This window comes from Candidatus Cloacimonadaceae bacterium, from assembly GCA_030693415.1.
GTDB lineage: Bacteria > Cloacimonadota > Cloacimonadia > Cloacimonadales > Cloacimonadaceae > JAUYAR01.
The window spans coordinates 1-16759 of sequence record JAUYAR010000093.1 but is presented as its reverse complement, the minus strand read 5'-3'; the positions used below and the strand labels follow the sequence as shown (position 1 = coordinate 16759).

15 protein-coding genes and 1 tRNA gene are annotated in these 16759 nt (G+C 48.4%); 14 read left to right on the top strand and 2 right to left on the bottom strand.

Annotated features, from left to right (window positions below; translation table 11 throughout):
* Positions 1-368 precede the first annotated feature (368 nt).
* Positions 369-1496 carry a site-specific DNA-methyltransferase gene (locus Q8M98_05570; protein ID MDP3114230.1) on the bottom strand — a complete coding sequence of 376 codons (1128 nt, stop codon included), beginning with the start codon at positions 1494-1496 and terminating at the stop codon, positions 369-371.
* A gap of 8 nt (positions 1497-1504) precedes the next feature.
* Positions 1505-2284 carry a hypothetical protein gene (locus Q8M98_05565; GenBank protein MDP3114229.1) on the bottom strand — a complete coding sequence of 260 codons (780 nt, stop codon included), beginning with the start codon at positions 2282-2284 and terminating at the stop codon, positions 1505-1507.
* A gap of 1238 nt (positions 2285-3522) precedes the next feature.
* Here Q8M98_05565 and Q8M98_05560 point away from each other — a divergent pair.
* The 14 genes from Q8M98_05560 (at position 3523) to Q8M98_05495 (ending at position 16597) form a co-directional block, all read left to right on the top strand.
* Positions 3523-3598, top strand: a tRNA-Lys gene (locus tag Q8M98_05560).
* A gap of 229 nt (positions 3599-3827) precedes the next feature.
* Complete coding sequence (metK, locus tag Q8M98_05555; protein ID MDP3114228.1) at positions 3828-4994, top strand: methionine adenosyltransferase; 1167 nt, start codon at positions 3828-3830, stop codon at positions 4992-4994.
* Positions 4995-5008: 14 nt separating this feature from the next.
* Positions 5009-5830 carry a 3-deoxy-8-phosphooctulonate synthase gene (kdsA, locus tag Q8M98_05550; protein MDP3114227.1) on the top strand — a complete coding sequence of 274 codons (822 nt, stop codon included), beginning with the start codon at positions 5009-5011 and terminating at the stop codon, positions 5828-5830.
* On the top strand, positions 5817-6383 hold the full coding sequence (locus Q8M98_05545; GenBank protein ID MDP3114226.1) for an HAD hydrolase family protein: 567 nt from the start codon (positions 5817-5819) through the stop codon (positions 6381-6383). Before kdsA ends, Q8M98_05545 begins: the two co-directional genes overlap by 14 nt.
* Complete coding sequence (gene lptC / locus Q8M98_05540) at positions 6364-6912, top strand: LPS export ABC transporter periplasmic protein LptC (GenBank protein MDP3114225.1); 549 nt, start codon at positions 6364-6366, stop codon at positions 6910-6912. The genes Q8M98_05545 and lptC overlap by 20 nt, the downstream gene beginning before the upstream one ends.
* A complete protein-coding gene (locus tag Q8M98_05535; protein ID MDP3114224.1) occupies positions 6890-7975 on the top strand; it encodes an LptA/OstA family protein in 1086 nt (361 codons plus the stop codon). Before lptC ends, Q8M98_05535 begins: the two co-directional genes overlap by 23 nt.
* A 39-nt stretch (positions 7976-8014) precedes the next feature.
* Entirely contained in the window at positions 8015-8758 is a 744-nt protein-coding gene (gene lptB, locus Q8M98_05530; protein MDP3114223.1) for an LPS export ABC transporter ATP-binding protein, read from the top strand.
* The gene (rpoN, locus tag Q8M98_05525; GenBank protein ID MDP3114222.1) at positions 8755-10212 is read left to right on the top strand and encodes an RNA polymerase factor sigma-54; all 1458 of its coding nucleotides are present in this window, start codon (positions 8755-8757) and stop codon (positions 10210-10212) included. The genes lptB and rpoN overlap by 4 nt, the downstream gene beginning before the upstream one ends.
* Positions 10213-10219: 7 nt before the next feature.
* Entirely contained in the window at positions 10220-11620 is a 1401-nt protein-coding gene (gene lpdA, locus Q8M98_05520; GenBank protein ID MDP3114221.1) for a dihydrolipoyl dehydrogenase, read from the top strand.
* Positions 11621-11638: 18 nt separating this feature from the next.
* Complete coding sequence (raiA, locus tag Q8M98_05515) at positions 11639-12175, top strand: ribosome-associated translation inhibitor RaiA (protein ID MDP3114220.1); 537 nt, start codon at positions 11639-11641, stop codon at positions 12173-12175.
* Between the two features lie 69 nt (positions 12176-12244).
* Positions 12245-13228, top strand: a complete 984-nt coding sequence (gene hprK / locus Q8M98_05510) for an HPr(Ser) kinase/phosphatase (GenBank protein MDP3114219.1) — start codon at positions 12245-12247, stop codon at positions 13226-13228.
* Positions 13209-13475 (top strand): HPr family phosphocarrier protein, encoded by a 267-nt coding sequence (locus Q8M98_05505; protein MDP3114218.1) that lies wholly within the window; start codon positions 13209-13211, stop codon positions 13473-13475. Before hprK ends, Q8M98_05505 begins: the two co-directional genes overlap by 20 nt.
* A gap of 30 nt (positions 13476-13505) precedes the next feature.
* Positions 13506-15230 carry a phosphoenolpyruvate--protein phosphotransferase gene (ptsP, locus tag Q8M98_05500; GenBank protein MDP3114217.1) on the top strand — a complete coding sequence of 575 codons (1725 nt, stop codon included), beginning with the start codon at positions 13506-13508 and terminating at the stop codon, positions 15228-15230.
* An 11-nt stretch (positions 15231-15241) separates the two neighbouring features.
* A complete protein-coding gene (locus tag Q8M98_05495; protein MDP3114216.1) occupies positions 15242-16597 on the top strand; it encodes a glucose-6-phosphate isomerase in 1356 nt (451 codons plus the stop codon).
* Positions 16598-16759 lie beyond the last annotated feature (162 nt).

Sequence of the window (16759 nt, the reverse complement as noted above, 5' to 3'; positions counted from 1 at the left end):
ATGCATGAGCAATCGCTGATTGCCAATCTGAACATCTCCCAAATCTGTCAAGAAAATGTAAAATGGAAGCACTTAGACCACTTATTCTCCAAGTGCTCTGGTAAAGCAGCGTAGAATGGTGATGGTTTTTGAACAGTCTCCACATTTGAGATGTTGCGGCGGCTAAATATAAAATTGTCATAGACCTAAATCTCAGAAAATCAGAAAATACACTCTGCTAAGCCCTGAATCTATCGCCAAATCCTGGTGTGAAAAAAGGAAAAATGAAATCCCCGCAAATAACGCATATGCCTGCGGACCATGTATATAAACCTCCAAAGTGGTAAAGTTGGGTTAAGGATTACAGATATACTATTGTGCGGAGCAAGCTACTTGACCGCCGTTGTGATGTTGTGATTTACTAAATTGTTGGCAGCATCCATTGTAAGGATAGAGTTATCATCTAAGGCTTTGATCTCAAATGTATCTAACTCTACATATTCGTAGTTAGCTATTGAGCAAAACAGGTCTAAATCCATTGATGCGAGTTTTTTGCGGGTTGCTTGGATTGCCATATCAGATTGATCAATACCTATCCATTGTCGGTTGTTTTTTTGAGATGCAACAAGAGTAGTGCCGGAACCGCAAAAACAATCCAGCACAATACTGTTTTCATTTGAGGATGTTTTAATAATCAAATCCAGCATATCAGCATTCTTCTCAGTGGGATAATCCGGATACTGGGGGTCTTTGAATTCCCACACATCCTGAACCCTTTTTCCTTCCTGCTCTTCTGCAAATATCTTCTTACGCGGATTACCATTGCTCGACCATTCAATCAGCCCTTCTCTGTCCCACTTATCAAGGGTATCCACATCAGTTCTCCAGTGCCTGCCCTGCGGTGGTTTCAAGCCTTTGAATTGCTTATTGGAATTACCGTTTAGCGTTTCTCCTGGAGCATGAATTGGCACTGTAGTATATCTTCTACCTGCGGAATCTACCTTGGGAAATAGAACCTTGATATCTTGATCAGTATATTTTGTCTTAGGTTCATTCCATATTGGAGATGCAGATTTACTGTAGAACAAAATCATGTCCTTCACGTTGCCATAGGCTATACGTTTAAAATTCTTGGGATTGCATTTGATTCTGCTGATATCGTTTCTGAAGTGTGCGATCCCAAATACTTCGTCCATAAGAATTTTTACATAGTGGCCAATTTTGTAATCTATATGCACATAGATGGACCCCTGGGGAGACAAGAGATCACGCAATAGCTCAAATCGAGCCCGAAGGAATTGCAGAAAGTCATTGCCCAATAGTTTGTCGCTATAGGCTACTGCCCCATGTTTAGAATTGCTGATGGTTGAAGCCCTTCCATTCGTGATGGTGAAATTGCCACCTGTAGCAAAAGGTGGGTCTATGTAAACAAGGTCTATCTTGGCAGCCATGTTTCTCTCGCTCAGCAGTAATTTCAGAGCGGTTAGATTGTCCGATTTGATCAGTAGATTGTTCATTTCTTTACCTAAATTGAGTAAAGGAAATCGCGCAACAAAAGGGCACTCATTATGTTCTTGGTCCCGTAATCTACTGTCATAGTGCGGAACATTTTGTTAGATCCTTTAATGTATAGAACCCCGTCTAATATAGCCACCTTTATTGCTTTTGCTTTAGAGTTGATCAAATTCAGGGCATCGTTAAATTGAGCATTTTGATGTCCCCCGAAATCTGTTAGAAACTTCGCTTCTCCGATCACATATTTATTGTTGAATCGCGCGATGAAATCCAGTCCTTTGTCTATCGTGTAACTAAGCTCAACCCGTGCAAAATCAGCCATAATGCTATCATTAGCATCAAGAATCGCATTTTCACTATTTGCGGTAAATTTGCTTATATCAACAGCATCAATTCCAATAGCCTTGCTTCTTAACCACGCTTTGAACATGGGTCCAATTTGCCTATTGGTTTCTTTAGGCTCGGTGGCACGCTCATGTATCTTGGTTAAACCCATATCATATAATCTTCCGCATAATCTGTTAACAGTGTTCGGGTTTCGAAGAATTGATGTTTTATCTCTCTTGAGATAAGCTACATAGCTATCCTTAACAGGAAACAAATCCATTAAAAGCAATTGCTCTAAAAGGGATAAGTTGTCTCTGTTGTTAAAGGCTGTTTCAATTCCAAGCCATTTTGTTTCGTCGAAATCTCTGATCCCTTCTGGTATCGTTGGATAAATACGAAACAGATCGTCCAGATAAGATCTCTGATTTGCATACTCTATGCTTAGCTTCATCCAGCGGTTCATCATTTCTCCTCAATGGTTTATGAGCTGAGTCTCACAAATTGGTGTACATTCCAACTCATTGATTCTCCTTTTATTGAAGACCTGAGCGCGTATGCGGAACAGGCCTTCGCCTCCTGCATTCTATATTTTTTGGTTATTGTAACGATAATAATTAACTATCGCCTAGCAATCCACGGCTGCTTTTTGGTCAAGAACTATTTTTCCCATAATTTAATCTGCCCAAACGAACCAATTTGGGCTATATGAACTAAATGAACATAAATCCCTGTGTGGCAACAGGATACTTGATAGCGGGACTATCCTCTCTCCTTAGCATTACGGAGTCAATACGGACTTAGTCCGTAATGAGTCCGTATTGATTCCGTAATGCAAAGGGGGAAGACTGGGATTTTCATGGATAAGAAACGGATTTTTTGGGTGCAAGACCAGCCGTCATTCCAGCGTGTCATTCCAGCGAAGGCTGGAACTGGAATCCAGTGTTTGACTTAAAGCTCCGCCTGACAAACACTTAATGCTTTCTCCAGATGTCAACAGCGGAGTTTTTTGGTTAAAGCGAAGTCTCAGCTAAATTGCAGCGGAATATGGAATTACCGACGTCCCCGTCGGTTCGTGCGCGGCAGCTTGAAAATTAAGGGTTTGGAGCTGGCATCTCAGCATCTTCCATACCCGTAATTCTGGTTTTAACTCAATATAAGCCCTTTATCATCATTTGGTAACGGCATATCTTACGCAGGGCTTATATTAAGCCAAAACGGAAAGCGAACGCAAAAACTGAAACCGAAAGCGCAAGGCTGCAGACGAATGTGTTATAACCCTCAAGTAAATCTTCAAATCTGATCACCAAAACTTCAAATGTCCAAGTCCAAGTGGCATCGTCAATGGATTTGATATTCGAATGCAGCAAGTAAAGAGTATAATGCTCAGTAGGATACGAACACAATGAGTATTATACAATCGATTCAAGAGAAATGTCCAAGTGGGCTAAAAATGTATGAATTTGAAGTTTGTAATGATAAAAAATGCTGAAATTATGGCAGAGTGTCTATGTCCAAGTGCTATCTCAGTAAATGTGTATCTGGTTAGTATTCAGTTTATTAAACAATTTGTCCAAGTGGTGAAAGTTTGAAGTTTCTAGTGACGATTTATAAATGCATCAGTTCAGCTGACAACGTGAATCCTGGCGGAGCTATTTCCCTTGACAGAAAGAGGGCACAAAAAAGCATGTCCTGGAATAGTGTGCATCTCTAGCTCAGTTGGTAGAGCAACTGACTCTTAATCAGTGGGTCCGGGGTTCGAATCCCCGGAGGTGTACCAATTTCCTTATCCGTTCTGCGTGAAGATAGCTTGTTTGAAAAAATAGGCTTTGCATTTTCGGGCGGGGACGGTAGTATATAGATAGCGGTAATTTGCTCTTTGCTCCGCTGAACAAATGTGCTAAAGTGCGGTTTTGGAGCCGGCTTTAGCAGCCGGCTTTTTCTTTTGGGGGAAAAGTGCGGTGGTGGGAGCTCCACCTCCACACTATTCCACTTCCAAGGAGATAAATATGACAGCACTACATGCAAATATGCCGTGTGACAAGAACGAGTATGTATTCACTTCCGAATCCGTATCGGAGGGGCATCCGGACAAGGTCTGCGATCAGATCTCGGACGCGATTCTCGATGCTTACCTGAAAGAGGATCCTTTGTCCAAAGTGGCGTGCGAGACCCTTGCCACAAAGAATAGAATAGTCCTCGCCGGAGAGATTTCCACCCGCGGAAAGGTCGAGATCGAACCAATCGTCCGCAATGTGATCAAAAACATCGGCTACACAGACCCCAACCAGGGATTTGACTTCAACTGCCAGATCGATTCTTATCTGCATGCCCAGGAACTGGCGCTGGAAAAGAATCACGGTGCCGGAGACCAGGGATTGATGTTTGGCTATGCCTGCAACCAGACCAGACATCTGATGCCGGTGCCAATCGCGATGGCGCATCTGCTCCTGCAAAAACTTGCCGATGCCCGCAAACGGAACTTGATCGAGGGGCTGTTGCCCGATGCCAAATCCCAGGTGAGTTTCCGTTATTGCGGCAGACGCCCCTCCGCTTTGGAAACAGTGGTCGTTTCCACTCATCATCAACGAAAGGATAAAAGCCAATTCAAAGCGATGAAGGATCAGATCGAACGCCTGGTGATCCTTCCCACCATCGAAGAGATGGAAAGTGACGCCTTGACCAGTTTTTTAGCGGAAAACTATGCCGTGAAGATCAATCCGCTGAACGAATGGGTAGATGGCGGTCCTGCAGCGGACACCGGTCTCACCGGCAGAAAGATCATTGTGGATACCTATGGGGGCTGGGCACAGCACGGCGGCGGAGCTTTTTCAGGGAAAGATGCCACCAAGGTGGATCGCAGTGCTACCTATATGGCGCGCCACATCGCCAAAAGTGTTGTCGCTTCCGGTCTCGCGGATGAATGTTTGATCCAGTTCAGTTTCGTGATCGGCGAATCCGAGCCCGTTTCACTGATGGTGGATACCTACGGTTCCGGCGTGATGACTGATATCGAGATCGAGAAATTGGTGCGCCGCAGTTTTGACTTGACAGTAATGGGAATCATTGAATATCTTGATCTCAGAAAGCCGGTCTATTTATCTACCGCCGCTTATGGTCATTTCGGCAGAGACGACGTTCGCTTAAGCTGGGAAGATATCAAAGAACTAAAGTAAAATTGGGGTGCTTGATGAGTTTATTCAAAAAGCTGAGCCATGCCTCGCCCTTCTTTCTGATCGCGGGACCCTGCGTGATCGAAGAAATGGACACGATGTTTCGCATCGCGGAACACCTCGTCAATCTGGCGCGCAAGAGCGGCATCGAATTGATCTTCAAATCCTCCTACAAAAAAGCCAACCGTAGCAGCGGAGATTCCTATTCCGGACCAGGTATGGAAGCAGGACTAAAGCTGCTGGCGAAGCTCAAGGCAGAGTTTGGCTTTCCGCTCTTGACGGACGTGCATGAATGCGCGGAAGTCAAAGCCGCCGCGGAAGTTTGCGAGATTCTACAAATTCCCGCGTTCCTATCCCGCCAGACGGATCTGATCCAAGCTGCGGCAATGACCAAACGCATCATCAACATCAAAAAAGGACAGTTTATGGCGCCCGAGGATATGCGCTCCGCGGCGCTCAAGGCAAACGCTGTGGGCAACGAAGATATCCTGCTCACGGAGCGGGGTTCCAGCTTTGGCTATCACAATCTGGTGGTGGATTTTCGCGGCTTTGCCATCATGCGGGAATTTGGCTTGCCGATCGTCTATGACGTCACCCATTCTCTGCAAAGACCCAGCCTGGGAACCAGCTCCGGCGGCAATCCCGAATATGCGATGATGATGGCACAGGCGGCAATCGCCACCGGGAAAGTGACCGGACTCTTTGTGGAGACTCATATTGATCCGGCGAAAGCGAAAAGCGACGCCGCGACCATGCTGCCCCTGGCACAAATGGAAAGATTGATCATAAACTGCAAAAAAATCGGAAACACCGTGGAGGAACTTGGTGCTGAGCTCTAAACGCATGCAAAAACCTTACAAGACAAAGCTGAACTGGGACAAGATCAAACTGATGATCTTCGATTGCGACGGAGTGCTCACCGACGGACGCATCATCTATGATAACAACCGGCTGGAAAGCAAAAACTTCGACGCCCATGACGGCATGGGCTTCATCCTTTTACGACAGACGGAGGTCATGGCGGCGGTGATTACGGGACGCAGTTCCACACTGTTAGAACAGCGCTGCGCGGATTTGAAGATCAAGCATCTCTATCAGGGTGTGGCAAGCAAACTTACCAAAACGGAAGAACTGCTCAAGGAGTTGGGGCTCTGCTTTGAAAATGTGCTCTATATGGGCGATGATTGGAATGACATCCCGGTGATGTTCAAAGCTGCTATTTCCGTCTGCCCGGCAAACGCGGCGCCCGATATCAAAGGGCTTTCAGACTACGTGACGTCTCACGAGGGCGGACGCGGTGCGGTGCGCGAATGCATTGAGCTGGTGTTGATCAACAAGCGTTTGATCGAAACTGCCGTGACGGCTTATCTTGATGAAATATCACCACATTAGCATCATTCTGGCAGTTTTTGCGCTTCTCGGTGCAAGCTGCAAAAAAAACGTGATGGATGTGAGCTCTCCGCCGCTGGATCGCAATTTGCCGGATGAGACGAGCATCAACGTCACCATCACCGAATTTGATTCCGGTAATATCGATTATATTCTCAAAGCGCAGAAGATCGATCGTTTCTATGATCGGCGCATCCTCAACGCCTATGGCGCTCTGCTCACGGCTTTCGATGCCAAAACCGGATCCTGGAGCACGATGAAGGCGGATACGACGATCGTCGATGACGCCCGCAACGTCATCTTTGCCAACGGCAACGTCTTTTTCTCTTCGGCAAATGGCAGCGTCGCGGCGCGCAGAATCGTCTGGGACAGAAACATGGACGAGATTACCTCTCCGGATATGGTGACCCTGGTTCGCGCCGGCAGCACCATGCGCGGAGAAAGACTTCGCACCAATTCAAGCATCAGCTTTGCCGAACTGGATAAGGTTTCGGCGGAAGGCACATTCAATGAATCGGATTTCGATTGGTAGCCTGATCCTGCTGGTATTTTTTCCGCTTTTCGCCCAAAGATCGGCATTAGTGGAGAAATTCCGTCTGATCCATTCGGACAAGCTATTTCTGAACCGCAGTCCTGCGGAAGAGATCCTCGAGCTCAACGGTAAAGTGCACTTCTGGTATGGAGATATGGAGTTTAAAAGTGATCGCGCCCTGATCTTCAACAATCAAAAGATCGCCCGCCTCACCGGAAACGTGAGCGTGTCCAACGACTCTCTGGCTTTGCAGGCGGACAGCGTTGCCTATTACCGCATTCCGGAAGAGCTGAATATTGGCGGCAAGGTCTATATCACCGAAAAGAAAAAGGGTGGCGGTTTTCGCTGGTTTAGATCGGATTATGCCGTCTATGACAAGAAAAGCGACAAGGTAACGGTCTGGAACAACGTCTCTTCCCATGACGAGGAAGAAAACGCCTTTGCCCAGTGCGGCTATGCTTTCTGGGACAGGAAAAACGGCTATGCGTATATGATCGAGTCGCCAAAATTGCGTTCCGGCAAAGCGGACACGCTCTATGTCCAGGCGGATAGGATGGAGTTTTTTGATCTGGAGCGTAAATTGGTCGCCACCTTCAATGTCGATGTCCGCTCAAGCGACTATAACGCGACCAGTGATTTCCTCATCTACTTTCTCAAGGAGGACAAAGCCGTCTTCACCGGAGAGCCGGTTTTCACGTCCGATTTTGCCAAAGCGACCGCCAGGGAGTTTTATCTCTATTTCGACGAGCGCAAACTGCAAAGGGCGGAACTGGTGGATTCCTGCAGGGTTTTCTATGCCGAGCAGCGGGGAGCCGAGAAGAAGAACTGGGTGACTGCAGGCTATGTTTCCATTCTTTTTGAGGACGATTCCATCCGTGAGTTTAGCGCCGAAAATCAGGTTTCATATTACTATCAACAGGAGAAAAAGGATAAAACGGACTTCTTTATCAACAGCGCCACGGGCGAGTTTCTGGAGGCTAAGTTCTCATCAGACAACAAGCTCGATACAATGCGGATGAAAAAAAGCATCAAAGGTCGCTATAAATTCCATAACAATTCTTGACAAATACAGGGCGCTTAAGTAAATTAGCATTATATGGAAATGCATAAAATACGCGCACAGAATCTGGTGAAAACATACGGCAGAAGAACCGTGGTGAACGATCTCAGTATGGAGATCAACCAAGGCGAGGTCGTCGGAATCCTCGGTCCTAACGGAGCGGGGAAGACCACCACTTTTTATATGATCATCGGTCTCGCCAAGCCGAACCAGGGCAAGGTCTTTCTGAACGACAAGGACATCACCCACCGTCCGATGTATAAACGGGCACGCCTGGGGATCGGCTATCTGGCGCAGGCACCTTCGATCTTTTCAAAGCTCACGGTGGAGGAAAACATCCTCGCCATTCTGCAAACTCTCGGCATCAACCGCAAAGAGCAGAAAAAACGCCTTGTAGAATCCCTCCAAGAGCTGAATCTCAGCCATCTGGCAAAACAAAAAGCCTATACTTTATCCGGCGGCGAACGCCGCAAACTGGAGATTACCAGAGCGTTGGTGACAACCCCCACCTTTATCTTTATGGATGAGCCTTTTGCGGGGGTCGATCCCATCGCAGTATCGGACATTCAGGATATCATCGGCAAGCTTCGGGACAAGAACATCGGTGTGATGATCACCGACCACAATGTTATTGAGACTTTGAAAATCGTCAATCGCGCGTATATTATCTTTGAAGGCAAGATCATCGTGTCCGGATCTTCAATGGAGCTGATCAATGATGAAAAAGCAAAACAAGTTTATTTGGGAGACAGGTTCTTGAGCAACCCTTTTGAGCAAAGGTTATGAGCAACTTCGAGCAACACCTTGCCCTGCGGCAAAAACAGGAACTGGCGCTCAAGCCAAAGATGCTCCAATCCCTGAAAATGCTCTCGCTGCCGATATTGGAGCTGGAAAGCTATATCAAGCAGGAATTGGTCAACAATCCGCTTTTGGAGCTTAGGGAAGAGAAGGACGAGGAGGACATCGACGAAGGTAATTTCGAAGCCACCCAACCCGAAAGCAAGGTGCCGATCGAAGACATCGAGGAAGTGGGAGACCATTGCAAGACGATCTCCGAAGCCCGTGAACTGACCGAGATACTGGATCAGTGGAACGACTATCATCAAGGCTATGAAGGCTGGCACGGAGACAGCGAGACGGATCACACCGAATCCCTCATCCGCTATGAAGAAAACGGCAAGGAAAAGTTTCTCGAACAGCTCTATCCTCTGAACCTGCCTGAAAACGAAGTGGAATTTGCCTCTGAACTGATCGATAGCTGCGATATCTATGGTTTCCTTCCCGAAGGTTTCGACATCGAGAAACTGGGACGCCACTATCACCTCAAACCAAACCGCATCAATGAATTGCATCAGCTTCTCATGCATATTCATCCCCAGGGGATCGGCGCGCGAAACATGAGCGAATGCCTGTTTGCGCAGCTTGATGAAACTCAAAAAGAAAACCGCATCATCGTTGGCTTATGCACAGATCAATTTGAGAATCTCATCCACCGGCGCTATCAGAAGATCGCCTCTCACTTCGGAGTCTCGGAAGAAACCGTCATCTCCGCCCGCGATCAGGTGGCAAAGCTGGATCCCAAACCCGGCTTACGCATCCTGAGCTCAAACGCACACTATGTATTTCCGGATGTGACTCTCAAATTGATCGACAACGAATATGTGGTGATTATCAACGACAACATCACCCCCAATATCATCATCAGTCCCCAATATCGCAGGATGATCAACCGCGGCTTTTTTGATAAAGAGACCCTGCAATTTGTGCGCGACCGCATCAATAGCGCCAAGTTTCTGATCAAATCCATCTATATGCGCACCCGCACTTTGGAGCGCGTCTGCCTATCCATCATAAAAAATCAGGAGGATTTCTTTTATCGTAGCAGCGGCGTCATGGTGCCGCTCACTTATGCCGTCATCGCTGGGGACCTGAGCGTGAGCGAATCCACCATCTCCCGCGTCGTCAAACACAAATATGCGGAGACGCCATTTGGCATCTTTGCCCTCAAGGATTTTTTCAGCAGCACCGCCGGACGCGATGACAACTATGAGACGATATCCCGCCAACGAGTGAAATCCCACATCATCCACCTGGTCGAAAATGAGAACCGGCGCAAGCCTCTCAGCGACCAAGATTTGGTGGAACTGCTCAAAGGCGACGGACTCAATATCTCACGGCGCATCATTGCCAAATACCGTTTTGAACTGGGCATCCTCAATAGCAGATTAAGAAGGAACTAAGTAGTACATGTATAATTATCAGGTTTTAATCATAGGAGGCGGACCCGGCGGATATGAAACAGCCGTGCGCCTCAATCAATATGGCATCACCACCGCGGTGATCGAGAAAGACCGCATTGGCGGGATCTGTCTGAACTGGGGATGCATTCCAACCAAAGCTTTGGTGAAAAGCGCCGAACTCTACGGCGAACTCAAGGAAGCCGAACTCTACGGATTGGCTGCTTACGAACCAAATATCGAATATACAAAAGTCTTCGAGCGCAAGAATAAGATTGTGGAACAGCTCGTGGGCGGTCTCGAATTCATCTTTCACAAACGCAAGATACCCATCATCAACGAGATGGCGGTTTCCATCAGCAAGGCCACCGACGGGTGGAAAGTGCAAACCGTTGATGGCAACGCCTACTCCGCCGAATATCTCATCATCGCCACGGGCTCGGTTCCCAAAGAGCTTCCCGGCATTTCCATTGATGAGAAGGATATCCTTTCCTCCACCGGCATTCTGCAAATGGAAACCCTGCCGAAATCCCTTGCCGTAGTCGGAGGAGGGGTGATCGGCTGCGAATTTGCCTCGATTATGAACACTTTTGGAGCAGAGACACACATTATCGAGTTCCTGCCCCGCCTCGTAAGCAGCGAAGACGAAGAGATCTCCAAGCGTTTGGCGATGGCGCTCAAAAAAGCGGGAATCAGAATCATGACCGGATCCGGCGTGCAAAGCATCACCAAGACCGAAGCGGGCTTGAAACTGAGCCTGAACAACGGCACCGAGATCACGGTGGAAAAAGTCCTGCTCAGCGTGGGACGCGTTCCGCAACTGAATATTGCATTCACCGATCAGTCGCTTGCCACCGAACATGGTGCCGTCAGCATAGATTCCGCCATGCGAACCAATCTGCCCAAGGTCTATGCCATCGGAGACGTCACCGGCAAAATGCAGCTTGCCCACACCGCCAGCAAACAAGGCATGGTAGCAGCACAGCACATTGACAGCCTGGTCAAAAACAAAGAGTTTCACTATCCGGAGCTGGAGTACATCAATATTCCCAGATGCACTTTCACGCATCCGGAGCTCGCTTCCGTCGGATTCACCGAAGCGGAAGCTAAAGATAGATTCGGCGATGTCCTCGTCGGCAAATTTCCTTTCAGCGCCAGTGGCAAAGCTCTGGCGATGGGAAACACCTTCGGCTTTGTGAAAACCATTGCCCGGGCGGATTCCAATCAATTAGTCGGAATGCACATTCTGGGACCTAATGCCGCGGAATTGATCGCCCAAGGCGCGATCCTGATATCGCAAGGTGCCACTGCCGAAGCAATTGAATCCATAGTGTTTGCCCATCCCACGCTTTCCGAAGCGCTCAAGGAATCCATCGAGGATATCAGATCCCTCTCAATCCACAAAATTTGATCAAAGGAGGATTCACACATGCAGATCACCATTACTGCCCGCCATTTCGAGCTTACGAAGGCGATCCGGGACTACGTCGAAACTTCTTGTCTTAAGCTCAAGAAGTACTTTGACCACATCATCAACGTGCACGTGACGCTGGCACTGGAAAACAGCCGCAACCTCTGCGAAATCTCATTACATGCGTCGCGCTTCAACCTGCAAAGCCAGTCCGAGGAGATGGATATGTATCTTTCCATCGACACCGCTCTGGACAAGATGGAAGCCCAGATCAAAAAGCTCAAGGACCGAGTCACCGACCACCAGAAAAGAGCGCTCAAAGAGCAATTTGACGAATTCTCGCGCGAATCTGACATCCACATGAATACAGAAAGCCGGGTTCGCAAAACCCTCAAGACCAAGCGCGTCGTTCCGGAAGTGATGTCCGTGCAGGAAGCGCTGGAAAAAATAGATGGAGTCAAAGAAGAATTCCTCATCTTCAAAAACGTCGAAACAGATCGCCTCAACGTCCTTGTGAAAAGGGACGCGGAGCATTTCAAGCTGTTTGAACCCTAAAGAAAGCATGTTCCTTCTGCCGGAGGTTATTTTCTTCCGGCAGAAGGATACATATTATAGGAACGTGCAATGAAAGAAATTACGGTAAAAGAGTTTTTTGATAACAAAAAAAAGGATCTCGCTCTCTCGCTGATCACCGAACCGGAGACGCTGAACAAGAAACTGACCTCACCGAACGTCAATCGGCCGGGTTTGGCGATAGCCGGTTATCTTGAGGTTTTTTCCTCGGATCGCATCCAGGTGTTAGGCGAGACCGAAGTGCGCTATCTGCAAAGCCTGAAGGAAGAGGTGCTCACCGTACGCGTCCGCGAAATGTTCAAAACGGACATTCCCTGCGTGATCGTTTCCAAGGGCTTGACCCTTCCCCCCGTGATTGAATATATCGCCAACGATCTCAATATCGCGCTGCTTTCCAGCCGCTTTTCCACGATCCAGTTGATCCAACAGCTCACCCGCTATCTGCAGGATCTTTTCGCTCTGGAAAAGACCATCCACGCCACCTTGGTGGACGTTTTCGGCTTGGGAATCCTGCTCACCGGAAAGAGTGGCATCGGCAAAAGCGAATGCGCGCTCGATCTTGTCCACCGCGGACAAAGCCTCGTGGGCGACGATCTCATCACCATCCGTTTCCTCGAAGACCGGCTGATCGGCAAATCCGGACGCGATTTCGGACACTTTATGGAGATCCGCGGAGTCGGGTTCGTCAACATTGAACGCATGTTTGGCATTGAGAGAGTGCGCCGACAAAAGGATATCGATCTGCAGATCGAACTCATGCCATGGCAGGAAAACATGGATTATGAGCGTATGGGACTTACCAATAACTATGCCGAACACCTCGGCGTGAAGATTCCCATCATCTATCTTCCCGTTTCCCCCGGTAAAAACGTTTCCATTATTGTGGAAGTGGCGGCGATGAATATGATCCTTAAGAGCGTCGGTTATGACGCCGCTGAGGATTTTAACCAACGTGTCCACGAAGAGATACGAAAACAGACTCTGCAAAAGCAATTGGACAACAGAGCCGGAATCGATGAATCGAAAAACGATTAAGGTTACGAACAAACTTGGCTTGCACGCACGCCCATCCGCCCTGATGGTCAAAGCCGCCACCAAATACCGCTCTGAATTTTTCATCGAAAAGGACGGCATGAAAGTGAACGGCAAAAGCATCATGGGCGTGATGATGCTTGCCGCGGAATGCGGCGCCTCGCTCAATCTGATCGCCGACGGCGTGGACGAGGAATATCTTTTGGAAGAGATCAGCACTCTCATCGCCAGCGGTTTCGGAGAAGATTGATGCCGATCCAAGATATAACGGAAAACTGACATGCGCGTTCTGGAATGTCTATCGATCAATCCCGGGGTTTTCATTGGTAGGGCAAAACTGATCCGGTGCAGAAAATATCACATTGAAAAGACGCAGATCGTCGAGGAGGAACGCGAATCCGAGCTGGAATTACTCTTATCCGCCATCGATTTGGTGGAAAGCGACATCCAGAACTATCTCGATCAATATCAAATCAGCGAAACGGACAAGGACATCATCCGCATCCATCAGCTCATCCTCCGCGATCCCGAAGTGCTTGCCCTGCTTGAACATGAACTAAAGGAAAAGTCCAGCTCCGCTCCCCAGGCTGTGCTCAATGCCTTCAATCAGATCGTGCAGCAATTTCGCGAATTAGACAACGATTTCTTTGCCCAGCGCGCGGTGGACTACAAAGACGTGGCGCATCGTCTCCTGGGCAGCCTTTTGGGAGACACGGGTGAGGATTATTCAGCCTGGGAACCGGATCAGATCGCCATTGTGCAAGAAATATCTCCCAGCCAGGTGACCAATTTTGCCAGCTTCAATATTCCCGCATATTGTTCGGAACGAGGAGCTTACAATTCCCACGCCTCGATACTCACCCGCGCTATGAATATCACCGCTCTCTCCGCGATCCCCCAACTTCTTGAACTTGTCGAGGAAGATGAAACGCTGATCATCGATGCCCTCAATTCCCGCCTGATCATCTCTCCGGACGAGGCGACGCTCAATCAATACCGCGAGCTGTTGGAAAAATATGACCGACAGCAGGAAGAGCTGAAAGGCGCCGCCGGGCAGAGCGCAAGAACTCTTTCCGGGCGACGGATCAAGCTGATGTGCAATATCGAGCTGCCACAGGAGATCGATCGTATTCTTGAGCTGAAAGCAGACGGCATCGGACTCTTTCGCACCGAATTTCTCTATATGGGAAAAAAGCATCTTCCCACCGAAGAAGAGCAGTATCAGATCTACACCGGCATCGCCAAAAAAATGGCTCCACATCCTGTCACCATCCGCACATTCGATCTTGGCGGAGACAAGCTTACCCATCTGATCCCCTCACCGCGTGAGGAAAACCCTTATCTCGGTTGCCGCGGCATCCGTTTTTCGTTGGCACACAAAGAAGTCTTCAAAACCCAAATCCGTGCCATCCTGCGCGCTTCAACCGATAGCAACATCAAAGTGATGTTTCCCATGATCAATGATTCCGAGGATTTTCTCAAAGCCCGCGCAATTGTGCTGGAATGCATGAAAGAACTTGACGGCAAGGGCGAAACTTATGACACGGACATCGATCTCGGAGTGATGATCGAAGTCCCTTCCGCCGCGCTCTGTGCAGAAGAACTTGCCCACGTGTGCGATTTCTTCAGCATTGGCACCAACGACCTTGTCCAATATACCCTCGCGGTCGATCGCAACAACGAAAACCTTTCATCGCAATACATTCAGCATCATCCCGCGGTAATCAACCTTATTCGGTTTAGTATCAACGCCGCGCGCAAGAACTCGATTCCAGTATCAGTCTGCGGGGAGATGGCATCGATAGACGAATACGTCCCACTGCTCATTGGCTTGGGAATCAATGAGTTGAGCATCAATCCCACTGCTTATTTCCGGGTCAAAAACATCATTTCCCACTGTGACGACACCCTTGATAGTGTCATCAAAAAACTTCCCGAAACCATCACGCTACCGGAAATAGAAACCCTTGTCTTCAAAACACTTGCACCATATTACCAGATATAGGAGATAACTCTATGCTGCGCTTTGAATATCGCAATCTGTTTCAAAACGACTATCTCGACAACGCCATCCCCATCCAGCGGGTGCCCGATTTTTATGCCAACTGCCTGCAGGCGCACGAAGAGATCATTGCCGACCGCAAGGCGGATCTCCTTGGCTTCTATGAGCTTCCGGAGATTGACATCACTCATATCACCGATTTTGTCCAAAACCTCGATGCCGGCTTTGATACAATGGTCGTCATCGGCATCGGCGGTTCGGCATTGGGCAACAAAGCGCTATATTCCGCTCTGTGCACTGAAGCGAAGCTCAAGAAGAAGCTCTTTGTCTATGACAACGTCGATCCCGTCCTACTACATGAAATCCTCCAGCAGATCAACCTCGAGACCACGATCTTCAACGTGATCACCAAAAGCGGCACCACCGCGGAAACCATGGCAGGATACATGATCCTCGCCGAGATCGTAAAAAAGCGCTTTCCGCAGGATTTCAAAAGACGCATAGTAATCACTACCGATCGTGAAAAGGGCTTTCTACGGCAGGTCATCAATTCCGAGGGATATCAGTCTTTTATAGTTCCGGACAACGTCGGCGGCAGATTTTCCGTACTCACGGATGTGGGGCTCGTCTCATCCGCTTTTGTCGGCATCGACATTTCCGGGCTTCTTAAAGGCGCCGCGTCCATGCGGGATCGCTGCTGTAGCACGGATATCTATTCCAATCCCGCATATCTATGTGGCTTGATGCATTATCTCTATTATCGCGGCGGCAAGAACATTGCGGTGATGATGCCCTATTCAAATGCGCTCTTTGATCTTGCGGATTGGTATCGTCAGCTTTGGGCGGAGAGCCTCGGCAAGCGCTATGACGTGCGCGGACGTGAGATCATGGTTGGTCAAACTCCCGTCAAGGCACTCGGCACCACCGACCAGCATTCACAGGTACAGCTTTATACTGAAGGCCCGAACGACAAGATATTCACTTTCATCACCGTGGAAAATTTCACTCACGATTTCATCATCCCAAACCTGCATCCCGACCGCGAAGAAGTGAGCTACCTCGGAGGCAAGAAACTTTCCACGTTGCTTAATGCCGAACGCAGCGCCACGGAAATTGCCCTCACGAAAGCCGGACGCCCAAATTGCAACCTCGTCTTCCCTCAAATCGACGCCTTCCACGTAGGCGAATTTATCATGCTCTATGAGATTATGACCGTCTTCACAGGCAAATTATTGCACATCAATCCCTTGGATCAACCCGGCGTCGAAGCTGGAAAGATCGCCACCTATGCCCTGATGGGCAAACATGGCTTTGCCAGAGACGTCGCGGAGATCGAGGAATATCTCACCAAGTTCAACACCCCTTCGTAGCATAGCATATCCGCAACTATATTATACAAAGTTTATTTTGTAATGTCATAAATCAAGATAACTGCAATGGCACAACGATGAAACAGTCTCGTTAGTCAAGTCTCCAAACACGTCTACCATGTGTGCCATCATTTGCTTGAGTGAATCGAAGACACGATTATG